Origin of the sequence: Amycolatopsis albidoflavus, assembly GCF_039525725.1 — a bacterium.
Lineage (GTDB): Bacteria > Actinomycetota > Actinomycetes > Mycobacteriales > Pseudonocardiaceae > Amycolatopsis > Amycolatopsis albidoflava.
On record NZ_BAAAHV010000005.1, the window covers coordinates 17,260 to 40,263 of the forward strand.

At 67.4% G+C, this 23,004-nt stretch carries 22 protein-coding genes and 1 pseudogene; 6 read left to right on the forward strand and 17 right to left on the reverse strand.

The features are described 5' to 3' along the window. Nucleotides 1-953: 953 nt before the first annotated feature. From ABD156_RS04615 to casB, 5 genes and pseudogenes are all read right to left on the reverse strand, one after another. Nucleotides 954-1,712 (reverse strand): annotated as a pseudogene (locus tag ABD156_RS04615) (ATPase, T2SS/T4P/T4SS family); the annotation flags it as partial. Beyond that, complete coding sequence (locus ABD156_RS04620; RefSeq protein ID WP_344266948.1) at nt 1,709-2,626, reverse strand: CpaE/TadZ family protein; 918 nt, start codon at nt 2,624-2,626, stop codon at nt 1,709-1,711. The gene ABD156_RS04620 and the pseudogene ABD156_RS04615, both read right to left, overlap by 4 nt. Then, nucleotides 2,626-2,991, reverse strand: coding sequence for a hypothetical protein (locus tag ABD156_RS04625; protein ID WP_344266950.1), 366 nt, complete (start codon nt 2,989-2,991; stop codon nt 2,626-2,628). The genes ABD156_RS04620 and ABD156_RS04625 overlap by 1 nt, the downstream gene beginning before the upstream one ends. After that, nucleotides 2,961-3,320 carry a type I-E CRISPR-associated protein Cas7/Cse4/CasC gene (locus ABD156_RS04630; RefSeq protein WP_344266953.1) on the reverse strand — a complete coding sequence of 120 codons (360 nt, stop codon included), beginning with the start codon at nt 3,318-3,320 and terminating at the stop codon, nt 2,961-2,963. Before ABD156_RS04630 ends, ABD156_RS04625 begins: the two co-directional genes overlap by 31 nt. Before the next feature lie 61 nt (nt 3,321-3,381). Continuing rightward, nucleotides 3,382-4,203 carry a type I-E CRISPR-associated protein Cse2/CasB gene (gene casB / locus ABD156_RS04635; RefSeq protein WP_344266956.1) on the reverse strand — a complete coding sequence of 274 codons (822 nt, stop codon included), beginning with the start codon at nt 4,201-4,203 and terminating at the stop codon, nt 3,382-3,384. A gap of 862 nt (nt 4,204-5,065) precedes the next feature. On the opposite strand from casB, the gene ABD156_RS04640 reads away from it, so the two are divergent. Beyond that, complete coding sequence (locus ABD156_RS04640; protein WP_344266959.1) at nt 5,066-5,617, forward strand: HD domain-containing protein; 552 nt, start codon at nt 5,066-5,068, stop codon at nt 5,615-5,617. Here ABD156_RS04640 and ABD156_RS04645 read toward each other — a convergent pair. Then, on the reverse strand, nt 5,605-6,081 hold the full coding sequence (locus ABD156_RS04645; RefSeq protein WP_344266962.1) for an NUDIX hydrolase: 477 nt from the start codon (nt 6,079-6,081) through the stop codon (nt 5,605-5,607). The two genes, ABD156_RS04640 and ABD156_RS04645, sit on opposite strands and share 13 nt — an antisense overlap. After that, nucleotides 6,059-6,829: a helix-turn-helix domain-containing protein gene (locus tag ABD156_RS04650; RefSeq protein WP_344266965.1), complete on the reverse strand. Its 771-nt coding sequence runs from the start codon at nt 6,827-6,829 to the stop codon at nt 6,059-6,061. The genes ABD156_RS04645 and ABD156_RS04650 overlap by 23 nt, the downstream gene beginning before the upstream one ends. 329 nt (nt 6,830-7,158) lie before the next feature. Between ABD156_RS04650 and ABD156_RS04655 the strand changes: the two genes are divergently transcribed. Beyond that, complete coding sequence (locus ABD156_RS04655; RefSeq protein WP_344266968.1) at nt 7,159-7,431, forward strand: HC3 family zinc finger protein; 273 nt, start codon at nt 7,159-7,161, stop codon at nt 7,429-7,431. Nucleotides 7,432-7,493: 62 nt separating this feature from the next. Further along, nucleotides 7,494-8,327 (forward strand): helix-turn-helix domain-containing protein, encoded by an 834-nt coding sequence (locus ABD156_RS04660; RefSeq protein WP_344266971.1) that lies wholly within the window; start codon nt 7,494-7,496, stop codon nt 8,325-8,327. 247 nt (nt 8,328-8,574) lie between these two features. Here the strand turns inward: ABD156_RS04660 and ABD156_RS04665 are convergent, their stop codons facing one another. Beyond that, nucleotides 8,575-9,291, reverse strand: a complete 717-nt coding sequence (locus ABD156_RS04665) for a hypothetical protein (RefSeq protein ID WP_344266974.1) — start codon at nt 9,289-9,291, stop codon at nt 8,575-8,577. On the opposite strand from ABD156_RS04665, the gene ABD156_RS04670 reads away from it, so the two are divergent. The 3 genes from ABD156_RS04670 to ABD156_RS04680 all read left to right on the forward strand — a co-directional run bounded on the left by ABD156_RS04670 (nt 9,290) and on the right by ABD156_RS04680 (nt 12,902). Beyond that, nucleotides 9,290-10,360, forward strand: a complete 1,071-nt coding sequence (locus ABD156_RS04670; protein ID WP_344266977.1) for a hypothetical protein — start codon at nt 9,290-9,292, stop codon at nt 10,358-10,360. The two genes, ABD156_RS04665 and ABD156_RS04670, sit on opposite strands and share 2 nt — an antisense overlap. Before the next feature lie 541 nt (nt 10,361-10,901). Continuing rightward, entirely contained in the window at nt 10,902-11,114 is a 213-nt protein-coding gene (locus tag ABD156_RS04675) for a hypothetical protein (protein ID WP_344266980.1), read from the forward strand. A gap of 288 nt (nt 11,115-11,402) precedes the next feature. Further along, on the forward strand, nt 11,403-12,902 hold the full coding sequence (locus ABD156_RS04680; protein ID WP_344266983.1) for a hypothetical protein: 1,500 nt from the start codon (nt 11,403-11,405) through the stop codon (nt 12,900-12,902). Nucleotides 12,903-13,163: 261 nt separating this feature from the next. On the opposite strand, the gene ABD156_RS04685 is transcribed toward ABD156_RS04680, so the two are convergent. Genes ABD156_RS04685 through ABD156_RS04725 form a run of 9 tightly spaced genes read right to left on the reverse strand, consistent with a single transcriptional unit; the run spans nt 13,164 to nt 23,004 of the window. Further along, nucleotides 13,164-13,754 carry a hypothetical protein gene (locus ABD156_RS04685; protein WP_344266986.1) on the reverse strand — a complete coding sequence of 197 codons (591 nt, stop codon included), beginning with the start codon at nt 13,752-13,754 and terminating at the stop codon, nt 13,164-13,166. Then, a complete protein-coding gene (locus tag ABD156_RS04690) occupies nt 13,751-15,583 on the reverse strand; it encodes a type IV secretory system conjugative DNA transfer family protein (protein WP_344266989.1) in 1,833 nt (610 codons plus the stop codon). The genes ABD156_RS04685 and ABD156_RS04690 overlap by 4 nt, the downstream gene beginning before the upstream one ends. A 43-nt stretch (nt 15,584-15,626) precedes the next feature. After that, nucleotides 15,627-16,727, reverse strand: coding sequence for a C40 family peptidase (locus tag ABD156_RS04695; RefSeq protein WP_344266992.1), 1,101 nt, complete (start codon nt 16,725-16,727; stop codon nt 15,627-15,629). A 19-nt stretch (nt 16,728-16,746) separates the two neighbouring features. Continuing rightward, nucleotides 16,747-17,124 (reverse strand): hypothetical protein, encoded by a 378-nt coding sequence (locus tag ABD156_RS04700; protein WP_344266995.1) that lies wholly within the window; start codon nt 17,122-17,124, stop codon nt 16,747-16,749. 29 nt (nt 17,125-17,153) lie between these two features. Further along, nucleotides 17,154-17,954 carry a hypothetical protein gene (locus ABD156_RS04705; protein ID WP_344266998.1) on the reverse strand — a complete coding sequence of 267 codons (801 nt, stop codon included), beginning with the start codon at nt 17,952-17,954 and terminating at the stop codon, nt 17,154-17,156. Further along, the gene (locus ABD156_RS04710; protein WP_344267001.1) at nt 17,947-19,479 is read right to left on the reverse strand and encodes an ATP-binding protein; all 1,533 of its coding nucleotides are present in this window, start codon (nt 19,477-19,479) and stop codon (nt 17,947-17,949) included. Before ABD156_RS04710 ends, ABD156_RS04705 begins: the two co-directional genes overlap by 8 nt. Next, complete coding sequence (locus ABD156_RS04715) at nt 19,479-20,963, reverse strand: SCO6880 family protein (protein ID WP_344267004.1); 1,485 nt, start codon at nt 20,961-20,963, stop codon at nt 19,479-19,481. Before ABD156_RS04715 ends, ABD156_RS04710 begins: the two co-directional genes overlap by 1 nt. Beyond that, nucleotides 20,960-22,261 (reverse strand): TrbL/VirB6 family protein, encoded by a 1,302-nt coding sequence (locus tag ABD156_RS04720; RefSeq protein WP_344267007.1) that lies wholly within the window; start codon nt 22,259-22,261, stop codon nt 20,960-20,962. The genes ABD156_RS04715 and ABD156_RS04720 overlap by 4 nt, the downstream gene beginning before the upstream one ends. Beyond that, complete coding sequence (locus tag ABD156_RS04725; protein WP_344267010.1) at nt 22,258-23,004, reverse strand: hypothetical protein; 747 nt, start codon at nt 23,002-23,004, stop codon at nt 22,258-22,260. Before ABD156_RS04725 ends, ABD156_RS04720 begins: the two co-directional genes overlap by 4 nt.

A 23,004-nucleotide genomic window follows, 5' to 3' on the forward strand; every position in this document is an offset into this window, starting at 1 on the left:
CCGGTCGTCGCGGCGTCTCCGTCCGGCGCTGCGGTCATGTCCGGGGCGTCGAGGGCCAGCACCCCGGCCGGCCTCCCGCTGGTGGCGATCCGGGCGAGCCAGGCGAACCCGGCGGCGAAAAGGGCGCCGATGAGCAGCAGGACGGCCTGGCCGGTGGCGGTGTCGTAGACGTCGAGGTAGGCGCGGTTGAACAGCACGACCCCGGCGGCGAAGGCCAGCGTGGTGGCGACGATGACCCGCACCGACGTGCGGGTCCGGGCCCGCCCGGTCTCCACCCGCATCCGCATCGCGGCCTGACCGCGGGCGGTGGCGGCCAGCGAGCCGAGCAGGTCGCCGAGCTGGTGAGCCTGCCGCTCGGCCGCGAGCACGAGCGCGGCGAGAACCAGATCCGCGGTGGGGTCGTCGAGCTCGCGCGCGAGGGCGCGGAGCGCGGGCGCGAGGCGCTGCCCGCTTTCCAGCCTCGCGGCCAGCGTGGCGACCTCGCCGCGGATAGCCGCGGGCGCGAGCGGGGCGGTGGCGAGGACGGCTTGCTCGAGCCCCGCCGCGGCGGACAGCACGTCGCGCAGCATCTCCGTCCACGACGCGATCGCTTCGATCCGGGCGACCCGCCGCCGGTGGGTGCGGTCCGGGCCGACCAGCCGGGGAAGGAACCACGCCGCCGCAGCGGCCAGCACAGCGCCGACGATCCAGCCGGTCACGACCCCGGTCAGCACCCCCGCGCCCGCACATCGGGATGACCTCGGCCCCGCGGATCTCGCCGACGATGACCCGGTCCGGAGACATCCGCAGCCCCCACCGGACCAGTTCGGCCTGGTCGATCGCACCCTCGCCCTCGACGTTGGGCTCGCGGCCCGCAGCGCGGTGACATCGGCATGCAGTTCGGGATCGAGCCCGAGGCCGAGTTCGAAGGCGTCCTCCACGGTGACGATCCGCTCCAGCGGATCCATTTCCGAGGCCAGACCGCGCAGCAGTGTGGTTTTCCCGGCACCGGTGCCGCCGGTGATCAGCACGTTCTTGCGAGCCCGCACCAGCGCGCGCAGAAACCGCTCCAGCCCGACGTCGAGGGTTCCGCGGCGGCGCAACTGGGCGAGCGTGGCGGTGAGGCAGCCGTGCCGGCGGATCGTGCACGCCGTCACCCCGCCCGCAGTCAGCCCCAGCACCGCGAAAAGCCGTTCCCCACCCGGCAACTGCAGGTTCAACGCTGGGCTGCCACGGTCGAACCGCCGCTCCTCCGACGACGCGCGGGCCGCGAGCGTGCGGATCAGGTCGGTGAGTTCCTCGTCGGACGCCGCCACGGGGGCGACCCGGGCGCGACGGCCGTCGCTGTACTGGACGAACACCCGGTCATAGCGGTTGACCGCGATCGTCTCCACCAACGGATCAGCCAGCAGCGGTTGCAGGCCGCCGAGCCCGAACACCTCGTCCAAAACCTGCTCGACCACCCGCTGCTCGGCAGCCGAGCCCACCAGCGCGCGTCCGGCGAGAAGTTCGGCCTCGCTGTGCACGGCGACCGCGGTGTCGAGGACTTCGCGGCCGATGTCGCGGCGACCTGCCAGGCTCAAAGGCCCGCCACTGGTGCGAGTAGCGGCTTCGACCCGGCCGGGCAGGTCCGTGCTCAGCGCCTGCCGGAGCCGGGCGCGCAATCGCCGCTCGGGTTCGTCCGGGCCGCCCGTCGCGACGGCAGGCCCTGCCGGGTAGTCGGTGCGGGTCATCCGCGTGGCTCCTTCCCTGCGGCGCTGGGCTGATGGCCGTTGCGCTGCGAGTCGCTGACCCGCGGCGGCACGGGTCCCGGTCTCAGCGGGAGCGGCTGGTAACCGGGCGGGGCGATGACCACGCCGCCCGGCTGATGGCGCACCTGCTGCACAGGTACCGCCAGTGCGGTCGCCGGCGGTGCAGCTGCAGGGGCTGCGGGTCCGGCCAGGGTGCGGGCGAGGGCCGCGGCGTGGCGGGCGAGGCCGTGGTTGCCGCGGCGGCGGGCCAGCGGCCGGTGGTCGGTCAACGCGGAGGCAGCGGTCGGGTCGTGCGGGATGCGGCCGATCGTCGGGACGCCCAGCTCGCGCTCGACATCGGCGGTTGGGTAGCCGTCGCCGGTGATCAGCAGGCTCGGCCGCGGGGTCCAGCGCGCCAGCTCGCCAAGGCGCGCTGCGGTGTGGGCGATTTCGTCTCCCTGCGTTCCGGTCACCAGAACCAGGGCGTCGGCGCGCCGCGCGACCGCCTCGGCGAGAGAACCCGGGTCGACGCGTCCGCAATCGGCCAGCACCACCACGCCCGGGACGCGGGCTACGGCGGGCACCAGCGGCCCGTTCGGAACGGTGGTCAGGATCGACAGCGCGGCGCGCGCGTGCGCGGCACCGGGCGGGGCGACCAACACGCAGACACCGCTGGGCAACGACTGGGTGTGTTCCCAGATCAAGGCAGGATCGCAGGTGCGGCGGGCGGCGGCGGCGAGGCTGACCAGCCCGGGTGTGGCCGGCAGACCGAAGCGCATCGCCAGATCGCCTCCGGCGGGGTCGACCTCGGCGACCAGCCGGCGGGTGCGTTCAGCTTGCGGCCACTGCACGGCCAGCGCGACGGCCAGGGTGGTCACTCCCGGAGAGCCCTTCACCGAACACAAGGCGATGAGCATCAGCGGCCCCCCGCAGGTTGCATCACCAGCGCGAGCTGCCCGGACGGAACCTGCGCCAGCTGTGACCCGCCGGTGGCGTCGACGTCCAGCGACACCACGGTCGTCTGATCCGTGCCCGCCGGGGACACACCGACGACCGTGGCCCGCCACGAAGTTCCCGGCCCTTGACCTTGCGCGGTCGTGCTCGAGGTTCCCGCCGCGGTGGCGGCAGTGACGACGACGGTCACCGGCGACCCGGCGACGAGTTCAGGCGGGAACTGCCCCGGTTTGACCCCCACCGCGACCACAGCCCGACCCGTCGCCGGGATCGCGGCACCGCCCATCGCATCCGGGGTCAGCAGCGATCCGGGGCCGCGGGGATCCACAGCAGCACGCTGGTCTGATCCTTGCCGTTATCGTCGTCGGGCACCAGGCCGTAGGCCTGGACCACCGCGCGGCCGCCGCGGCGCGCGTCGTCCTCGTCCCAGCCGCGTTCGCGCAGCCGGCCTCGCACCTCCTTGGCGATCTGGCGGGTGCGGCGGGTGGGAGTGTCCAGCTGGTGCTCGACGTGGAGCCGGGCGGCGCGTTTCCACGACTGGGACGACACCCGGATCCTCGGCGTGCCTCCGTAGACGCATCCCTTGGGCGAGTTGAGGCCGTCGCGGTTGACGTTCGAGTAGGGCAGGGTGTGCAGGGCGTGGATGTCGAGGTACATCTGGGAAAGTCCTTCCGACGTGCGCGGTGTGGCTGTGCTGGAGAACTGCGGTCGTGTGCGGTCAGGTGTTCCGGACGGGGTCTTCGGCGCGGTAGAAGGACTGCAGCCAGCGGGTGCGGACCTCGTTGCCGCGGCGGGGCCAGTCGGCGGCGTCGTCGAGGAGCACGGCGAAGTCGACGGGGGTGTCCGTGTTGCGCAGCTGCACGACGACGCGGGTCAGCATCCGGCACAGCTGGGCGGGCGACTGGCGGGCCAGCAGGTGCATTGTGGTCTCGCGGGTGCCGGCCGCGAGCGCAGTGCACCGGGCGAGGGACGCGCCGATGTTTCCCGGCGAGTGGGCGGGGATAGCGCCGTCGGGCTTGTGCGCGATGAGGGACGCGACGGTGTACTGGACGGCTTCTGTGTGGGGCATGCCCGGCCTGGGCCAGGGCGCGAGGTATTTGTGCAGCCGGTCGGCCCGCTCGACGGGACAGTTCAGGCCGGAGCGCAGGTCGGCGCGCGAGCCGGGGTTGCCAGCGCAGTCGGCGATGTAGGCGACGAAGCGCAACCGGGGCACTCGGCGGGGGCCGCAGAATCGAGTCTCGTCGATTTCAGCGAGGCCGGGCCTGATCCGGGCACCGCCGTCGAAGAAGCAGGTGGCGAGCAGCGCGGCATGCCAGTCGGGCAGGGCGTAAGGAACGAGGTCGACCGCGCGCAACGAGCCGGACGCGAGGTCGAGGCCGACTTCTTCAGCGACCTCGTGGGCTTCTTCGGCGACCTCGTGGGCGACGGCGTGCTCGGGGTGCTCGCCGGGCTCGAGGCCGCCGCAGGGGATCCCCAGAGCCGGGTTGCCATCGGTGGTGTGCACCAGCAGGACGCGGTCGTTCGGGTCGCGGATGATCATTCCGGCTCCGGCAACCATTTCCCTCGGCGCGTAGTGCTCTTGCGGCGAGAGCGGTTGTGCCTGGGTCGTGCCGGGCGGGCCTACCCACGCCTGGCACGACCGTTACGGCGGTGGGCCGTTCACACGCGTGTCACGACGTCGCCCACGGACTGCAACCGGTCGCCGGTCATGCTGTAACGGCCGCCGCAGCCGGGTCGCGGGCAGGTGGGGTGTCGTCGAGGGTGGCGGCGCAGCGGCACACCCAGCCACATGGCGAGTGGGGTTGCCGGCGACGAGCGCGTGGGCTTGGGACTTCGCGGACGACGAGGGCACCTAGCGCGACAAGCTCGTGCGCGCCGATGGTGACGCCGGGGACGATAGCGGGGTGCCAGATGCGCGATCCGGCACCGACGCAGGCAGTGCGGTCCCTCTCAGGCGCTCGGTTCGATCGGAGAGGCGGTACGAGGGTCGGCAGCGTCCGCCCTGTACCGCCGCACAACTCGGGCACGCGACCGGAGAAGTCGGCCTGCTCGATGAAGCCGAAACCGCCGCCACCAGCGTTGCTTCCGCCGCCGCGATAAGTCAGGAGGCCATCGCGGTCTACCGAGTAAACATCCGCACTGCGCTTGGCAGTACGTCCTCCGGGTCGAGTAGGACCCACGGTCTGGAGGTCGTCTCGAACTGGTGATTGCGCTCCCTTCCTCACCGCGATCGGACGGGCAGTAGGCGCGGAGGATCGAGCGCAAATCCGGGGCATTCAGCTTGACGCTTGCGAGAAACGCTCAGAGCCAGCAATGGCAGAATCGGAGCCGATGAAAGATCTGACCGGTCCGTCCCGGCGCGGCAAGCGAACGAACCCAGCCGACCGGTAGCGTTGAGGGCCATGGAGTCGGTGTCGGAAGCACGGCAGGTCAGCGAGAGGTTCGTCAAGCCTCTCGGGCGGCGGTGGGACCACGTACAAGCCGTCGCCGACCGTGCACGGGAGCTCGGCGGCGCGGTCTCCGAGTCTGAACAAGCGACGCTCGTTGGCGCTGCTTGGCTTCACGACATTGGTTACTCGCCGGAGATCGGACACACCAGGTTCCACCCGCTGGACGGCGCGAGGTATCTCAAGACAAACGGCTGGTCCGACGTGGTCGTCAACCTCGTCGCGCACCACTCCGGAGCGAGGTTCGAAGCGGAGCAGCGCGGCATGGCTAACCAGCTCGCCGAGTTCCCCTTCCGGGACACCGCGCTTCTGGACGCGCTCGTGACCGCCGATCTGACAGTCGGCCCGGGCGGCGAGCGAGTTTCCTTCAACGAGAGAATCTCGGAAATCCTCTCCCGGTATCCCGCATCCGATCCGGTCCACCGGGCCTGGCTCGTCGCCGCACCCGTGATGCGCGCCGCCGTCGAACGCACGCAAAGCCGACTAGACGCGGCTCAGCCCAAGTAAGGCTGTTGCCTGCCACGGGCCAAGGCGTGCGCGATCCGCATCCTCATCGAAGGATGCATGTTCAGACCCTCAAGCCGCGACGGGTCGACCCACCGGACCTCCTTGGTCTCCACTCCGTCTTCGCAGAGCTCGCCGCCGATCACCCAGCCCTCGAAGCACAGCGAAAACTGCTGGCGGACCTCGCCGTCGTCGTAGGCCATCACATGCCGCGGGTTCGTGTACGTGCCGGTGAGCCGCATGATTTCGATGTCCAGTCCGGTCTCCTCCTTCACCTCGCGCACGGCGGTTTGCGTGATGGTCTCCCCGATGTCGTGCCCACCACCTGGCAGCGCCCACAAATCGTTGTCGACCTTGTGGATCAGCAGGATCTCGCCTCGATCGTTGCGTATCACCGCGGTGACCGACGGGACTACGCTGTTGGCCACTGGTGCTGCAGGGTCGTCAACGTAATCGATCCTGGCCATGACTTACCTCTCCCCCGTGCTCCGGTTTTGCAGATCGCCACACCTGCTCGAACGACTTCAGGTAATGATCCCACACAGTTCCGTTCGGGTGACGCTTGAAATGCAGTACAGGACTCTGCCCGGCGAGAGCTCCGTACACGTGCGGATTGACCAGGAGTTGGTCATCGAAGCGGTACAGCGAGTTGTACAGAGTTGTGCCGTGCGTACGAACTTCGACACCGTCAAGGTCGGCGACCTCGTCCAGATATCGGCGCATCAGCTGTATGCGCCCCTCAAGGCCGACGGGCGTGCCTTCGTCGATTGCGCGTTGCAGGACAGCTTCTGATTCCTCGTCTCCGACGAGCAGTCGGAAACGAACGCCAACCTGGACCTTCTTCTGGATCATCGGCACCAGGTCGTACTGTTCCACCAGAAATACCCCGGAGAACACCAGCACGTCCATCTGCTTCTCGACGCCCGCCAGCAGTTCTTGCCAGCCAGCTCCGGTGATGGCCGAGCGGGACGGGTAGAGATGGACGAACTCGGTTTGGGAGGGGGCCGGCTGGGCTCCGCCGTTGAGGGACGGCCAGATCTCCGCTTCTCCGACCCCCAGCACGGTGAGAATCCGGTGCCTGGTCGTCCGATGCGGAACCACCTCGTCCCGGATCCACCGTTCTGCGGTCTTCGGGTGCGCGTCGACCCGCTCAGCCAGCTTTTCGATGGTCAGGTTCGCCGCCAGCATGGCGGTGCGAAGCCGATCGTTCGCCATAGATTCCTTCCTCCGGGCTAGCACGTTTGGAAACGTCCCAGGGGACGTTTCAGCCCGCCAAGCCGTCCTCAAGAGTCCCGCAAGTGCGGTGTCGACGTCCTCCACAGTGGAGTTTTCTGTAACCAGCACAGCAAAACCGCCGCAGGTCGCATGGAGGAGGTAGCGGTGTTCCTGCTGATCTGCTCATGGAGACTCCAGGTCTGGCTGTTTCCGTTGGGCCGCAAGCGTACTTCCGGCCCGTTCTGCGCGCTGCTTCGTGATCATAACGCCGCATCACGAGTCGTGAGGCCTGTTGCGCGACCGCCGGAACACGAGAGGGGCGGTCGCCAATGGCAGCTTTGATCTTCATCTACCTCGAACATGTCCGCCCGGTCGTCGACGGCGTATGGCACCGCGCGCGCCTCACAAGCGTCCCCGCGCCTGGGGAACACATCACCATGCTCTGCGGCCTGAAAGCTGCCGCTGCGTTCGCGCCGCACGAACAACGTGGCGCGCGTTGCATACCAACGCAGTGCCTGCCGTGCGACGCGGCATACCGCGAACAGTTGGGCTGGAGCGTCCCGAAGCGGCCCGCGAAGTCGAAGCGGAGGCGGAAGCGATGAACGGCCGGACCGACGATGACAGCAGCAAAGGCTGAATTGCCATGAAAGCCAGCAAAGGGCCGATGGCGGTGAGCACGCGCGTCACGCTGCTCGGAGCGGCGTTGCGTGCCGCACGGGAACGCGCGTCATGGGGTCTCAACGAGCTTGCCCGACGAATCGGGGTCCGGCCAGCGAGTCTGTCCGGCTGGGAACTGGGCCTGCGCGCCGCGCCGGAAATTGACGTCGCCTACATTCTCGGCACGCTCGGTGTCGACGGCGACGACAAGCGCCGCATTCTCGCGCTGGCAAGAATGACCGCGTCCGAGGTCGTCATCTTGGGGCAACACCATGACTACGACCGTTACGCGATGCTCGCCGACTGCGGGACGACCGCCACCTCCGTCGCCGACTGGCATCCGCTGTTCATTCCCGACCTCGTGCAGAGCGACGACTACGCACGCGAAGCGCTAATCGCCGCAGGCAGGTCGGAGGCTGAAGTCCACTTCGTCGGAGAACTCGGCGCAGAGCACCGAGAGCTCATCCAGTCCAAGCCGTTCACGGCATACGTCGGCGAAGCCGCATTCGCCCACATGACCGGATCGTTCGCAACTGTCTCCCGGCAGTTCGGCTTCCTCACCAGCCTGGCCGCACCGACCTCGTCGGTCCGGGTCCGCATCGTCCCGACAGGTACCGGCCGGCATCCCGGGCTAATGGGCGCGTTTACGCTCTACCGCACCAACAGCGGACCCGTCGTCCACCTTCCGAGCCATGGTGCAGCAGTTTTCATGCCTGACGACGGAAACTACAGTGACGTGCTCGAAGAGCTGGACAACGTCGCGCTGTCCAACACGGACTCACGCCTGCTCATGGACAAGTACGGGGCAAAGCACCGAACCAGCCTGCGCAGACCGGCCTAGTCCCTTCGCCTCTTCCGTGTCGTTCCTCCCTGAGGCACGGAACGATCCGCCTATGCGCCAGGCGGACCGGGGCCGGTGCAGTGTTTGCCCTAACGGGCACCGGCCCCGCGTAGGCATACTCGCCCTGCGGATGATGAGAAGCTCACCCAACCTTATGTGGGGGTTCATACGTACCACGCTGCGCTCGATACACAGCGATCCGGGAGTGCCCCGCCGAGCGAAGGTGCTGCGAGCAGCAAGACAGAGGTCATGCAACCACGATGTAGTCTTGGGACATTCGAACGCACTCAGCATGAGCTTTTTCGATTACGTCCATCGCTGCGCGAGTCGCCCACAAGACGCGATCCAGCGAGCTACTTAGGCGCAATGAAACCACCCGTTCGTCGTCAGTCTCAGATTGCTCTTTTTCAAGCATTCCCAGCCCCGCCCACGGCATCCCGTGCGCAAACCCTGAACACACTTGCCATGCCGCCAGCACATTCAGTGACGACTGACTGGCTGAACTCGCTTCCCGAACGATCTCTGTACTCGTCGGACGAGTCAACTTCACGTCCGTGTCTCCGCTGGCACGCCTGGCGATGGCCAAAAGCTTCTCGGTTCGTTCAGTCACCGACGGAGGGTTCTTGACGCCGAGTTCGACTAGAACTGCGCTGTTCAGGTACAGGTCTTTAGCCAAAAACCGCAGTCTTCGCAGGACTCGTTCGCTTCGTTGCTTCGGAGTCAACATCCACAAGGCAGCGGACGCCGCCTCGATGGCTCCTCGCACGAGAGTGAAAGGGGCGCTCGGGTGCAGCACTTCCGAAACGGAAACCAGCTTGTTGAGCGCGTCGATATGCTCTGTCGCGATTGCCAGACTGCCTCGAACACCATGAGATACTTGATATGGGAACGAAATCCTGTCGTCACCGGACAGCGGACTGCCCGGTACCGGACTCAACCCCTTGGCCCGTTCAGACCACTTCATGATCTCGGAAACCTTGCCAAAAATTTCACCGAACGCTCGTGAGATTTGCTCGTCGCTGAGCCGCGAAACCACCATGCACGCTGGATCTCCAGAACCCGCGCCGGTGTTACAGCCGGTGCCTTTACGAAGCGCCGGCCGCGGCCCGCACCCCGAGCCCGTGGTCGAAGGGTCCGGCCCGGACCTCGTCTTATCCACCCGGCACCATACGCAGGCCGAGAACACGGCGATCGCCCTACTGCACGCACCGCGACCAGATGTCTTTGGACCAGCTATTCACGTGATCATGCGACCGCCGAAACGATCAGCGGCCATCGGGCGACTGACCATTGTGCGGCTCGGACAACGCGGCATGTTCGCCGCTTTTCTCAGTGCTGTCGGCTTTCTCGTGCTGCTCGACATCGGCATCACCACGCGGCGTGACTCGAACTGGTGGGCAGCCTGGGGAGGATGGATCGGAGGCATTGGCTCTGCCGCCGCTGCTGCGGCGGCAGTATGGGTCGCCGTCGAGGGATGGCGGAGAAGCGACCGGGACGCGAAGGCCAAGCAAGAGCGCGAACTCGCGTCAAAGGTCGCGATCTGGGTCGAACAGACTGAGGTCGAACAACTTCCGCGGGCTGCCAGCCTAGCAGGGCAGCGTCCCCGCACCTTCGTCCGCTTCATGCTGAGATACGTCAACGGCGGGGGCATGCCGATCTACAACGCCGAGGCGACGGTGACGTACCCGAACGGCCCGGTCCAGTACAACGAAACCCAACTGATGCTGCGACCGACTGTGATCCCCGAAGACTTCGACCGAAATCCCGAGACGTTCCACGGGATCCTCGAAGCAGCCTTGGCGAAAGAACAGCGTCTCCTCCGAGCCGAACTGATGGACAGCGGACTCGACGATCCCCCTCATGGCATCACCCCGATCTTGCTTGATGAGCGCTGCTCAGTCGAGGCCATGCTGATGATCATCAGCATGGCCTCGATCAGGTTCGCCTTCACCGACGCGAACCGCGTCCGATGGGTTCGGGAGCCAGACGGCAGGCTCCACCGTGCCGAAGCCGCCGACGACGAGCGTCTGTAACTGCTCTGCGTTCTCCGAGTCGGCAACCCGCAACAGAGCCGCCGCATCCAGCACGCCACACGTGCCAGCCAGCCGGAACTGGGCCGCCGGTTGGCAAAGCACCGGATCACCGTCTGTGCTTCGTCGGAGGCGCCGCCCTCCCGGTTGATCTCAGACCAAGACCCGAGACATGCGTTTGGTTGGGTGTGCCAAGTCAGGTACGTCCCGAGCCGGCGACGAAATTCCGGCGGACGCGGCCGGCCCGAATCCGAGTCAATCCGCAGATCGATGCAAAGCCGCGATTCGGACGCGCCGGTAACAAACGCAGCAGGACAGACGACTCACTCCCAGATCCACGCCGAAGGGGTACTCATGCCATGGCCCAGACTGCCGACAAACCCGCACTCGCCAACCCCGTCATCGCGATGATCGCGGCCGTCGTCCTCGCCGTCGTGGCCGGAGTTGTCCTGCTCATCCGTGCGAATAGCGGCCCGGCCCCGCGAACTACCAGGTCACCGTCTACGGCAGCATCTCCGCAAACTGGTACGAGAGCGGTTCCGCCGTGAAAACCATCGACGTCTCAAGCGGTACCGCAACACAGACCGTCCATAGCGGCAGCTTCACTCTCACCGTCGAGTCGACCCTGCCCAACGGAGCCTCGTGCGTCGTCAAGGACACTGCCGGCAAGGTGGTCGCCGAGGACAGCAGCCTGCCCGCAGCCGGCACGAGCAGCCTCTCCGCCAGCAGTTCGGCCACCTGCACGGTGGGCAAATGACGGGGTTCGACCCGGACGACGAGGCGCTCCTCAGACTTGGCCGATCTATCTGGATCGGCCTTCACCTCAAAGTTGCGATGATCTGCAGCCACTGCGCCACCGCCCCGAAGATCATCCCGCCGGGACGGTCAGCAAATACCGCCCACACGCCTGAATGGTCAACCGTCGCGCCGATTGCCCTAGCATGTGTACCAGCTAGTCCGGCGAGGCTACGCCATCCCGCGTGTCCCCCACTTCGGATTTTACCCTCGCGTTAGAATCGGTCGTTCGATGATCGGAGACAGGTCTGTGGCCGACCAGCAGTGGGCAGTTGAGCAGCTTCGGCTGTTCGTGGCCAAGATCGAGCAAATCACTGAGCTTTACCGCACTATCCACACGATCGGCAGCGATCGACCCGAAGCCGACGACTTCGGCCGAGACATCAGCCAGCTTGAGGATGAGCTGTGTCAACTGGAACCAGCGGTCCAGATCGTGATGGACGCCGTCGACCCCGAACTCCGAAACTATCAGCGTTTCGACCCTGACCTGCCCGCCTCTTACGGCGGTATCTCCTGGACAGAAAGGTGGTACCCGGCCAGGCGCGCAGCACTCACCGCAGTGGGACTGCATACGGCAGGAGCTGAGGCCAAGCAACGGATGCAGCAAGACTCGGATCGGGGTTTTGAGCCAGCAGCTGACGAGTACAGCGGGGCGGATTTCGAGCTAGTGTGGCCGCGCGAACTACTCGTCCAAGAAGGTCAGGCACTGATCTCGCACGCTGAGCAGGACTTCGATCAGCAGTGCGAGTGGTTGCTCACCGAAGCCTTCGCTGGCACCGCGCCGATCGACGCGATGCGCGCGTGCCGTTCCTCTGCCGATGTCTGGGGTAGCGACCCTCTCCCCGGTGTTCCTCGCAATCCGAGGGAGTTCCTTTCGCGGCTCATAGAAAATGCATACCGGCTGAAAGAGGCGTCTGTACGTACGCCGTACTGGTCGCAGCGGCGACGCCCGACCATGCCAAGCCGCCTCGACCTACCTGCGGTCACGCGCGAGTTTGTGCGGCTGGCCGACTCGTTCCGGGCGAATGGCTACCTCGACAAGGAATTCCCAGACATCTGCGTCGACGACCGGGACGGGGTCTACGTCGACGGAGCCGATGTCCTGCAGCAGATACTGGGCATCCCGAGCCTGCGTTGGCCGCTAGATGCCACCCAACTTCTCGATCTCGAGGATGCCTTGTTCGACGTGATTGAGGCGCTTCACGACCTGGTCGCGCGGCCGCGGTCTCGCTGGTTTCACAGCTATGACAGCTGCGGCTGGCACCACTCCCAGTTCGCGATCGAACCAGCCCGAGCGCTCTACAGGTGGCGAGTCAATCAGCTTCTCGATCGCAGCGACCTGGGCCTGAGGCTGGCCAACGACGGCGAGGACATCGGTCGACTCGTCGCCGTCACCGACGACGCCCGAGCCGATCTTGTCAATCGTCTCGCTAACCAGCCGCACGGTCGAACGTCCGACCGGGTACGTCACGGCATTGCCTTGTTCCGTGCACGCGGATCAACCGAGCACGACAAGCGGTCCGCTATCCTCGTACTGGCCGGCATCCTCGAGCAGCGTCGTCAACTCCTCAAGGACAGTCTCCCCAGAAAGGACGAGGGCGCGCTCTTCGACATCGCCAACAACTTCGCCATACGCCACCAGGGCCTCAAACAGCAAGGCGACTACGACCCGGCCTTTCTCGACTGGATCTTCTGGTGGTATCTGGCAACGATCGAGCTCAGCGACCACCTTCTGTCGCGCCCCGCCTAGTAGGGCGCGGTCTCTGTGCCTCGTGTCCAAGAGGGGCACGGCATCTTGAGTAGTCGAGTTGAACGCGGCATGTCTCTCTCTCCTCCCAATCCGTACTCTGCGCACTGTGCGTCGCGAGTCTGTAGGAAGAAGAGCGGCTTTGCCGAACCCGCATCCACGCTTTCGGGACAGCTCGCCTTACGCTGATCGCGGTGCCGGCACCATCAGACATCAGCGCCTGCATTGCTGCCAGCTCTGTGAAATGCGAGTGGGGTTGTCCGGTCACTCCGGGCTGGTGCCGGTTGCAGCCGCTTCGGCGGTGTAGCGATCCCTCAAATCACCTGCGCCAACGGGTTTATGTGTTTCAGTAAGACAGTGCGGATGGGTCCATTCGGTCGCGAGGCGTTCAGCGAACGCGGGCCGCCACCGGTCGTGCCAGTATTGGGCGTCGCGGACGTTCGCGTGCCGGCCGAGATGAGCGGCGCGCCAGGTGTAGGTCAGGGTCGCTATTTCGGCGAGCAGCCCGGGGTGGTTGAGCCAGCAGTCGGGTATCGCGACGGCACGGCTGCCGGGGCGTCCGACATAGACCTCGTTGTAGTACTGCACGAAGCACGCGATCGTGAACAACGGTGATTCCTCTTGGTGCTCAGGGTCTTCCGCGGCAGGTGGTGCGGGAAAGGTGAGCCAACGGGCGACGTGGTTGGGGTTCGACTCTTCTTCGGCTTCGAGTTTGCCGAGGCGGTCGTGGAGGTGGCCGAGGCGGGCTTCGTGTGACTGGGCTGCGGACCACAGCCGTTCGACCATGGCGGCGATCTCGGCAGCGCTCCGCTGAGGATCATCGTCGGGAATCGGGATGTCGTCGTCGGTGTTCATGCTCGGCCTTGGATTCGGTCGAGTTCGCGCTGTGCGTTGCCGGTGCGGATGGCGGCGACGTCGGCTTCGATCTGGGGCCAGTCGGGGCGTTCGGTGATGTCGACTGTGCGGCCGAGGATCGGTTTGAGGTTGCCGTGCAGGATGAGGACGCGGTCGCGGTCGAGGGTGCGGATGTCGCCGGGGCGGTAGGTCGGGGTGTCTTCGCTGCCGACCGAGGCGCGGCCGCTGCTGAGCAAGCCGTCCGAGTGGTGCTGGTACGTGCGACGCCGGTGCTGCCCGCTGATCGTGGAGAGCCATTCGAGCGTCTGGTCGTCCTTGATTCCGGGGAAAACCGAAAGAGTCAGCGTGTTGTCGATCAGGGTCTTGCGGCCATGTTCGCCGTAGAGTTCGTCGAGCTGGCCGCGGGATTGGGCGGACCAGTGGACGGGCCCGCCGCGGCCGGCGATGTCGGAGATGATCCCGGGCAGCCTCGGCACAGGAGTGCCTTCGTAGATTTCGTCGAGGATCGTGGTCGCGGGCGGGGTGTTTCGCCGGTTTTCCTGGTGCAGGGCGCGTTCCTGGACGCGGGTAAGGAACTCTTCGGCGAACGCGCTCAGTACGGGGCGGGCTTGCGCGGCCTGGTGCTGGCCGGCGATGACGAACACGCTGCCGCCGGTTTCGAGGAGGGTGTCGATGTCGAACGGGTCGCTGCCCGGGGTGCAGAACGCACGTACATCGGGGTTCATGAAGGGCTCGAGCGCGCGGCGGACGCTCATCCAGACCGCGTCGGCGGTCTCGGCGACCATGCCGGTTTCCGAGCGCAGGTTGTAGGCCAGGAAAGGGAATTCGCGCTGCAGCAGCTCGGCGGGTTCCTGGTCGGCGGGCTTGGTCAGCGACCAAGTGATCAGGTCGTCGATTCCGCGTTGGTGGCGGGCAGCAGCGAGCAAGTACGCCTGAAGCACGATCCTTGCCCGGCCGCGAAATACAGCGTCGTTCCCGCCGACATCTTCGATCCCGAGGGCCGAGGTCGCGATCAGCGTTTCAGCACGGCGCAACGCGACTGCGGGTTCGTCGCAGCCGCCGACCGGGTTCCAGCGAACATGGCGGGGCCAGTCGGTGGTTCCGGTCATGTCCAGCAGCCAGGCCGTTCCGCCGCGGTCTCGGCGGGATCGGGCCAGCAGGCACCATTCGGCGAGGTCGTTCTTGGTGGTGGACGCGAACAACGCTCCTGGTGCGTCGAGTGCTTTGTGGACGAGATCGGTGCGGGACTTCCCGGAGCGGGTCGGCGCGATCGTGCCGGTCGGTGTTTCCAACGAGACGACCAAGCGTTCTCGATGCGGTCCGCGTGGCAGCGGCGCGGAGATCTGGGTGATCGGGGCACGGCGGCGTTGTTCCGGAGTGAGGTCTGGACGCGTCCAGGCAGCGCTGCGCCGTGCGGCAGCGGGCGTGAGGGTGCGGTGGACCTGCAGCCGGGTGGCGTGGCCCGGCCGGGCAGGGCCGCATCGGCGCCAGACTGGGATGGAGACGCCGACGATCAGGCTCGCTTGGACCATGATCACGGCGATCGCGTATGCGTAGAAAGCGAGTTCGCGTCCGGAGATGCCGTTGTCCCAGGGATGGGTCAAAGCCGCCGCCGGGTGGACTGGGTCCGTGACGACCTGCAAGGCGAGCTTGAGCGTCCGAGGTGGTGCCGGCCAGGCCCAGGTGTCGGTGCAGAACCCAGTGGTCAGCACTGCGGCCGCGGTCAGCGCGAAGGCTGCTGCGCAGACGACGAGCACTGCGGCGATAAGCAGCGCCACCAACACGACGTCGCGGTCGGTGTCGGCTGGTTCGGAGCGGTGACGGGGCACAATGGCGTCCCTCCCGTGCGGGAAGGGCACCAGCGGTCGTTCATCAGTGCTGACTCCCTCCTGGCGGAGGGGAGGGCGAAGCCGGATCGGCGATCCGGCGGATGGCGGCGATCCGGGCGGACCAGTCGGCGAGGTGCTCGACGATCACCCCGTGCTTCTCGTCGTAGGCATCGACGATCAGGCCTGCGCCGACGTACATGCCGACATGGCGCGGCTGGGCGGGGGTGCCCAGGGCTCCGGGGATGAACAACAGATCGCCCGGCTGCAGTTGGGACTGGTCGGGGACGGCGTGACCAGCTTTGACCTGGCCGACGGTGGACGCGGGGATACCGATGCCCGCGGTGGCCCACGCGGCGAGCATGAGGCCGGAGCAGTCGAAGACGTCCGGGCCTTTGCCTCCCCAGACGTACCGTTTTCCCAGTTGCGCCACGGCGTATCCGACCGCTGCTTTCTGCCGCGGATCCGCGGGCAGCGTGAATCCGGCCGGCATCCGCGTCGTCTGGTCGCTGCCGGGTGGCAGCGGGACGTCGGATTTGCCGTCGTCTCCGCAGGTGGTCGCCGAACTCTCGCCGGTGGTATGCGGGACAGGATTGTCGGGGCCGGTCCAGATGGAGGCGACGATCTGGGCCGCTTCCGGCTCGCGAGGCGCGTAACGGCCGGGAAAGCCGCTGTTCTGCACGGCTTGTTCCGCTTTGCCGGGCGGGAGCTTGTCCCATTCCGGCAGGGCGAGAAGGTGGTCGAGGAAGGTGTTCGTGGCATGCGCGGGGTTCAGGACCTCGGCGCGGGTACCCCAGCCTTGGGACGGTCGTTGCTGGAACACGCCAAGGGAATCGCGGTCGCCGTGGTCGATGTTGTGCAGGCGTGATTCGACCAGGCCGGTCGTGATCGCGATGACGGCTGCCCGGCGCGGAAGCCGTCGCTGCTGGACGATGCCGACGATGGTCCGGGCGATGTTGGTCGCTTCCGCGTCCTGTTCGCCGCGGACGATCCGTCCGGTCCCGGACGAGGAGTTCCCGCAACCCGCCGCGGCAATCGCCGTGGGCGGTTGCGCGGCAGCGACGATCGCGACGCCGAGCAGGAGGCCGCAGAGCACCGTCACGCCGGCAGCGACGAAGCCCGTAACGGCCTTGGTTGCCCGGTTCACCGGCAACTCCGAAGCATGCTCAGTACCCCAAGCCTTGGCCGAGGTCGTCGTTGTCCCGCAAGTGGTCGTCCAGCAGACGGTCTTCGTCGGCTTCGCTGTTCAGCTCATCCGCAAGATCGTCGAGCAGGTACTCGGGTCGTTCGGCCATACAGTCAGGTTCGTGAATCACTGCCGCAAGCGGATCGGCAAGGTAGTAGTCACGTTCCTCGAATCCAAGGTCAGCCGACATCTCCCTGACGGTCTTTTGGTACGCCGCGTCGGCTTGATTTTCGACTGCGGACATACCTGATTGCAGGCCGCCCGAATTGACGTTTTTCGGTATGACGGAGCTGTTCCACACGCGATCAGCGGCCTCGGTTGCGGCTTGGCTAATCCGTTCCGCTGTCTCTTCGTCCATGTCAGAACCTCCTTCGGGTCGCTGCTGTGCTAGGTGCCGAGCCCGGAGTGGAATCCCTCGTCGTCGGAGGGCGGGTCGTCGAACCACGATTCGTCCGGCCCGGTATCGAGCCGACGGTCGTGGTTCTGTGCTTCGTCGTCGGTGAAGATGCCCGTAAGCAGTTCGTCGACCCGTTCTTCGCTGCCCGGCGTGAGAATCTGCGGGTCCGGGCTGCCCTCGGCAAGCAGACTCGACAGTTCTTCGCGCTTGTCCACGCCGTGGCGCTGGCCGTCGAGGTGAATCGGGCTCAGCATGCGTTCGGTGTCGTAGTCCTGATCGGGCCAAGTCCAGGCGATGGTCAGTTCCTGCTCACCGCGGCGGTAGGTCTCGGTGTGCCCGGTCTCGGTGGCTTTGATTCCGCTGGAGGCCCACCCGTGCTCGCCGAGCAAGGGTGCGACGTCGTCTCGGGTGAGTGTGGTGACGAAGCCGTCTGGGCGGTAGAGCCGGTTCAGCTCGGACTGGAGGTGTTGCTCCTGTTGGTAACGCCGGGAATCCGGCCGCAAGTCGGTGTAGGTCGGCGTCGTCGAGACACGGCTGACATTCAGCAGTTCGCCTAGGTCGTCGGTGATTTCGGCATAGGACCGGAGCGCGGTGATCACCCCGCCGGGATAGGTGACGTCGCCCAAGCTATTGCCGACGTCAACGGTCAGGCGGTCCTCCCCTTGCGCGTCTCGTCCGTCGAAGACCTGGGCGTAGTAGGTTTGCAGGCCCTCGTCCCAGCCCACGTAGACCTCCCGGTTCGGGTTCAGGAAGGTAGCGAGCGGTTGCAGGCGAATACGGCTGTTAGCCACGGCTTCTCCCTACTCCCCCACCGCGGCCTGCAGTTGGCCGCAGTTGCGCATTGGTATCGAAAAGGCGTTTCTCGAAGCTGGACAGCACGGTCTGCACCAGATGCGCCGGATGGTTCTCCGTCTTCCACAGCGCGCGGCCGCGGCGTTCGTTCACCGGCCCAGTCAGCCGTTGATGCTCCGGCCCGGTCAGCGCGAGCGCGTCGGCGAGATCGTCCGCGACTCGTGTGGACTGTCCGAAAAGGACTCGCGTGGAGCAGAGCGCGATGAGGTCTTTGGCGATCGCGACGGCCTGCGATCCGGTCGCGCCGACCGAATACAGGTCGGACAGCTTGTGCAGCACCAGGATCTGGATGATCTTCTCCAAGCGGGACAGCCTCAGCTCCGCATCGATCGCGGCGACCGCGCGAGGGCCGAGCCGCAGCTGCCGCCAGCATTCGTCCCGCACGACGATGCGGATGTCTCCGTCGTCGCGCAGACCGGTGGCCAGGGACGACCAGGCTCCGAGGCACGTCAGCGCGACCGCGACAGCGGTATCGCCGCGGGAGCGCAGCCGGGACAGATCCATGCTCTGCACCGGTGCGTCCCAGTCGATGGCCACGGTGGTCGGTGCGTCGAACATCCCGGCGAGTGCGCCGGAGATGAGGTTCGCGAGCGCGTCGGTCATCGGGCGCAGCTGATGCAGGAAGTCGTGCCGGCTTTCGTAGCGCAGGTCGCGCCACAGCTGGGGATCCGGGGAAGCGAGTTCCCGGTGGACATCGGGAATCGTGATGGGCCGGAGTCGTGTGTAGCCATCGCTGGCTCCTACGAGCCGGCGCAAGACCGCGGCCAGGGCGGCTTCGTCGGACACGCTCGGCGGATGCCGTTGGGATTCGGCCAGCGCGGCCAGCAGCTGCACCCAGCGGCCGAGCACGCTAGACAGCTCGTCCCGTTGCCGCCGCACGGTCCAGGTGTCCCAGCGGGCGGTCAACGGCCCGAGGTCGAGTGCATTGACCCGGGCGTGGTTGCCCGCGCCCAGTTCGATCGGCGTCGCGCCGAGTGCGCGCACGACCGGGGTGTACTCGCCTTTGACGTCCCCGCTGATCAGCGTGCGGACGCCGAAGTTGAGCATCCTCAGCGCGAAAGCCACAACTGTCGACGACTTGCCGCGGCCGGGTTCGCCGAACATCGCGATGTTGGGGTTGGTCGCCAGTCCGTTGCGCAGCACCCACTCGACGGGGTGGCAGTAGAACGCGCCCCCGGACTGGACGTCGTAGCCGATCCGGGCACCGACCGCAGGCATCGGACTGGCCACCAGCAGCGGAAACAGCCCGCCGATCTCACGGGTGCTGGCCTGGTACACCGGCAACGGCGCGAGCACCGGCGACCACCCGTGTCCTGGCCGGGCGTGTCCGCGCAGCGGTGCCGTCGGGCGGTTCACCCGGCCGCGTTTCGCCGACGTCGGAGGTTGCCTGGGCGTCTGGTGCGGCGCGGCTCCGAAGGTGGTCAGGAGATCGGCGGCGGTTCGTTCCGGCGGTCGCGCGGGCATCAGAGGAGACCTCCGCGCAGGCGGGGCAGGCCGACGCCGACCGGGAGCACCGCGGTGACGAACCCCGCGTCCTGCGCCAGGTCCAGCCGCAGCAGCTCGAAGCGTCCCGCGATGTCGTTCTCCATCCGCGCTGCGTGGTCCTCCACGCTCCACTCCCCCGGCACCGTGATCGCGGTCGCGGCGGCGAAGCGCACCAATCCGTGTCCGGCGGCGACCGCCTGCTCCTGTGCTCGCGCGCCCGCTGCCGCGCGGGACTCGGACGCTGCAGCGCTGAATCCCTTGGAGCGTTTCCAGTCCCGCACCGCTCCGGCGCGAAACCGGCCTGCCCGGACCGCGCTGCGGGCGCGGCGGGGAGGAAGCGCTTCGTAGTGAACGGCCAACGCGCGCCGTTCCCCGGCAGTGCGCACCGCGAGCAGGCCGCCCAAAGAACCGAAGGTGGTGCCGGATTCGGGCATCAGCACCGCGTAGGACACGGTGGCGAAGCCGTCGTGCCGGTAGACCCGCGCGCTGGACGTCGGCGTCTGACCGGGACCGGCCGCGGCCCACGCGACGCCGGAGCGCCGAGCGTTCAGCGAGCCGGCGGAGCCGGGGTTGAAGCCGGTCCGGATCGCTTCGGCCAAGGCCGCACCGGACAGCCAGGTCACCCGTTGCGCGCCGAGCGCGCGCAGCGACTCGGTGAGGCCGTCGAGGGTGCGGTACAGGACGACGGCGCGCCCGTCAGTTCCGCCGCCAGCAGCCGCGGCTGGGCGGCGCAAGGCGGCTTCTGGGCCGGTGAAGGTCACGAACACCTCGTGCCGGACCGACACCGCGCCGACCGTGCGGTCCAGCTCGCGCGCCGCCCGACGCGCTGCGGCTGGCGCGTCCCCGCGCTCGTGCGCCGAACGCCAGGCCTCGTACTCGGCACCGGTGTCGGGGACCGTCCGGACCAGCAGCGACATCCGGTCGACGACCTCGCGGTGCGCCAGCGTCGCCAGCAGGCTTCCCAAACGGTTGGCGAGCCGCTGGCATTGCGCGTCGGACAACATGCCGACTCCGCGGTGCGTCAGCTTCGCCGTCGCGCCCCAGCGGGCTTCGCCGGTGTCGTGGATCAGGCAGATCCGGCCGAGGTCTCGCATCGGCGGGCCGTCGGGGAACCGCAGCCGGGCAAGGGTCCCGGGGAGATCCGGCGCGGCCGGGTCGACCGCGGCTCCTGCGGCGGCGCGAGACTGCCAGCGCGACCAGCCGAACGCGATCCCGACCTGGAACAGCACCCAGTCGGCGAGCCACCGAGCGGTTGACCGGCTGCGGACGGGAACCACGATCAGCGCGATCGCAGGGATGCAGACCACGGCGGTAGCCAGTGCTCCGGCGAGGTCTCCTCCGGCCAGAGGGAGGACCACGGGCAGGGCGAGCAGGATGCAGGCGACGGCCTGTGCCGGGCGGAGGCCCAGCAGCCAGCCGTCGTGTTCCCGACGGCCGAGTCCGGTGTAGAGCCGGGTGCTCATTCGACCACCAGCTCTTCGGCCGGGCCGTGGTCGTCGTCATCATCGTCCTCGTCGTCCGACGAATCGTCGTCCGGCGCTGCTGCTTCCTCCGGGTCCTCGATCGCGTCCACTGCAGACGGGAGAACGTCGTCGGCGGGCGAAGTGGCGTCTTCGGCGGATTTGTCGTCCGGGCCCTGCTCGTCTTCGCTCTCGTCGTCCTGGTCGTCTTCCCTGTCGCCTGGTTCGTCGTCCTCGGGTTCGAAGTCCGCGGCATCGAAGCGCTCGTCGTTCGCAGTTTCCTGAGCGTTGTCCTCGTCACCGTCGTCGTCGCCGGAGCCTGATCTCCAGTCCTGCCAAGCTTTCTTGAGCTTGTCGAACATGTTCCCGAGCTGATCCGCGGGCAGGCTGTCCGGCCCGTAGGTGTCCGCGCCCAGATCCGACATCTCGCCGCGGAGATCGCCGCCCGCGTTCGGGTCGATGAAGGAGAACAGCTTGAACAGCACGATCGGCATGAACAGCGCGAGCAACAAGGTCACGATCCCGGCGAGCAGCCCGAACAGACCGTGCCACCCGGCCACCGTCGCGACGCCGATGACGATGACCAGCGCGATCGCGGGCTTGAGGAAGATCAGCGCCAGCAGGGCCCGGACGCCCTTCCAGAACCAGCGCGAGGTCGTACTGGCGAGCAGCCCGGCGGCCAGAATCGGGATCGTCGCGACGATGACGTCGATCCCGGCCTGCCGCAGGATCATCTCGAAGGCCATGCCGAACCCGGCGGGGAAGGTTCCGACCACCGCGGCCACGCCCAGGATCACCGCGGTAAATGCTTGGGACACGCCATTGGGAAAGTTCAGCGCGTGCATCGCATCGGCGAACCGATCGGTGTTGAGCCCGTACTTCAGCAGGAATGTGGTGAGCCCGTCCGCCGCGGCGAGCAGCGCGGCGACGATCCCGACCGATGCCGCCAGCGCTACGCAGTACTGCATCGGTCCGACCAACAGCCGGGTGAATCCGCGCCCTCCGCGCAGCACTGCCGACATGATCTGCCAGAAGAAGAGCCCCAACGCGAGGACACCGCTGATCCACAGCGTCACCGGCCACACGACGCCGATCGGACCGTCCGTTTTGGACACGGTGAACCGGGAGTAGTAATCGACGCCTTCCAGGACGACCTGCAGCACGGTCAGCCCCGAGCCCCACAGGCCTTCCATGATCGAGTCGAACACGTTCCCGGCGGCGACCGACAATCCCTTGCTGACGACGTCGCCGGCAAGCTTGCCCAAACTCCCCAGCTGGCTCAGCCAGTCGATCGGGTTCACCGCGCACCGTCCAGCGCCCGGTAGCCGACGTCGACGGATTCGCCGGTGCCCGGCCACGCCGACGGCGCGTACGCCGCTCGTGGTCCGGGGCTGACGCGCCAAGTGTTTCCGGTCCACCGCAGTGCTTGGCAGTCCCCGACGCCGACGCTCGTGCCCTGGCCCTGAAAGTCGACCGAGAACTGCCCCAGCGTGCAGGCCACCACGTAGCGCCCATGGTCGGCAGTCCCTTTGATCAGCCCGTGGGTGACCTCGTAGCGCACCGTCAGCCCGTCGGTCATCTCGCCCGCGGCGATCCCGGCGGCGTTGCGGAACTCCCGCAGCAGCACGTGCAATCCCGCCTCGGCAACCGGCGGGGCTCCCGGCAGAGCCAGTTGTGCGTATGCGCGGTCGTAGGTTTCGGGGTCTCCGCCGGACAACGCGGCCTGGTTGAGAGCTGCCAGTTGTGCCAGCGCGCCTTCCGGGGTCGGCGGGAAGCCGTCGGGAATCCAGAGTCCAGCGCGTTGCGAAGGGGCGGGCAGCACGATCGGCGGCCCGGCGATTCGCGTGCTCTGCGGATGCGGCTGCGCCGCCTGGGCGGGCAACCAGGGCATCGAGCGGGTGGCGAGCGCGGTCTCCGGATCGCCGGGCAGCTGTCCCGGGCCGGGGAGCGCGGCACCGGGCGGGTTCGAAAGCGTCACCGGCGTCGTTCGGGCGTGTGCGATGACCACGAACGCCGCGATGGCGGCGAGCCCGACGAATATCAT

What these genes read in the sequence shown, in the direction of transcription:
- ABD156_RS04620 (WP_344266948.1), bottom strand. Translation starts at nt 2,626, where the DNA reads ATGCTCATCGCCTTGTGTTCGGTGAAGGGCTCTCCGGGAGTGACCACC.
- ABD156_RS04630 (WP_344266953.1), bottom strand. Translation starts at nt 3,320, where the DNA reads ATGTACCTCGACATCCACGCCCTGCACACCCTGCCCTACTCGAACGTC.
- casB (WP_344266956.1), bottom strand. Translation starts at nt 4,203, where the DNA reads ATGATCATCCGCGACCCGAACGACCGCGTCCTGCTGGTGCACACCACC.
- ABD156_RS04640 (WP_344266959.1), top strand. Translation starts at nt 5,066, where the DNA reads ATGGAGTCGGTGTCGGAAGCACGGCAGGTCAGCGAGAGGTTCGTCAAG.
- ABD156_RS04645 (WP_344266962.1), bottom strand. Translation starts at nt 6,081, where the DNA reads ATGGCCAGGATCGATTACGTTGACGACCCTGCAGCACCAGTGGCCAAC.
- ABD156_RS04650 (WP_344266965.1), bottom strand. Translation starts at nt 6,829, where the DNA reads ATGGCGAACGATCGGCTTCGCACCGCCATGCTGGCGGCGAACCTGACC.
- ABD156_RS04655 (WP_344266968.1), top strand. Translation starts at nt 7,159, where the DNA reads ATGGCAGCTTTGATCTTCATCTACCTCGAACATGTCCGCCCGGTCGTC.
- ABD156_RS04660 (WP_344266971.1), top strand. Translation starts at nt 7,494, where the DNA reads ATGGCGGTGAGCACGCGCGTCACGCTGCTCGGAGCGGCGTTGCGTGCC.
- ABD156_RS04670 (WP_344266977.1), top strand. Translation starts at nt 9,290, where the DNA reads ATGATCTCGGAAACCTTGCCAAAAATTTCACCGAACGCTCGTGAGATT.
- ABD156_RS04665 (WP_344266974.1), bottom strand. Translation starts at nt 9,291, where the DNA reads ATGAAGTGGTCTGAACGGGCCAAGGGGTTGAGTCCGGTACCGGGCAGT.
- ABD156_RS04685 (WP_344266986.1), bottom strand. Translation starts at nt 13,754, where the DNA reads ATGAACACCGACGACGACATCCCGATTCCCGACGATGATCCTCAGCGG.
- ABD156_RS04700 (WP_344266995.1), bottom strand. Translation starts at nt 17,124, where the DNA reads ATGGACGAAGAGACAGCGGAACGGATTAGCCAAGCCGCAACCGAGGCC.
- ABD156_RS04710 (WP_344267001.1), bottom strand. Translation starts at nt 19,479, where the DNA reads ATGCCCGCGCGACCGCCGGAACGAACCGCCGCCGATCTCCTGACCACC.
- ABD156_RS04715 (WP_344267004.1), bottom strand. Translation starts at nt 20,963, where the DNA reads ATGAGCACCCGGCTCTACACCGGACTCGGCCGTCGGGAACACGACGGC.
- ABD156_RS04725 (WP_344267010.1), bottom strand. Translation starts at nt 23,004, where the DNA reads ATGATATTCGTCGGGCTCGCCGCCATCGCGGCGTTCGTGGTCATCGCA.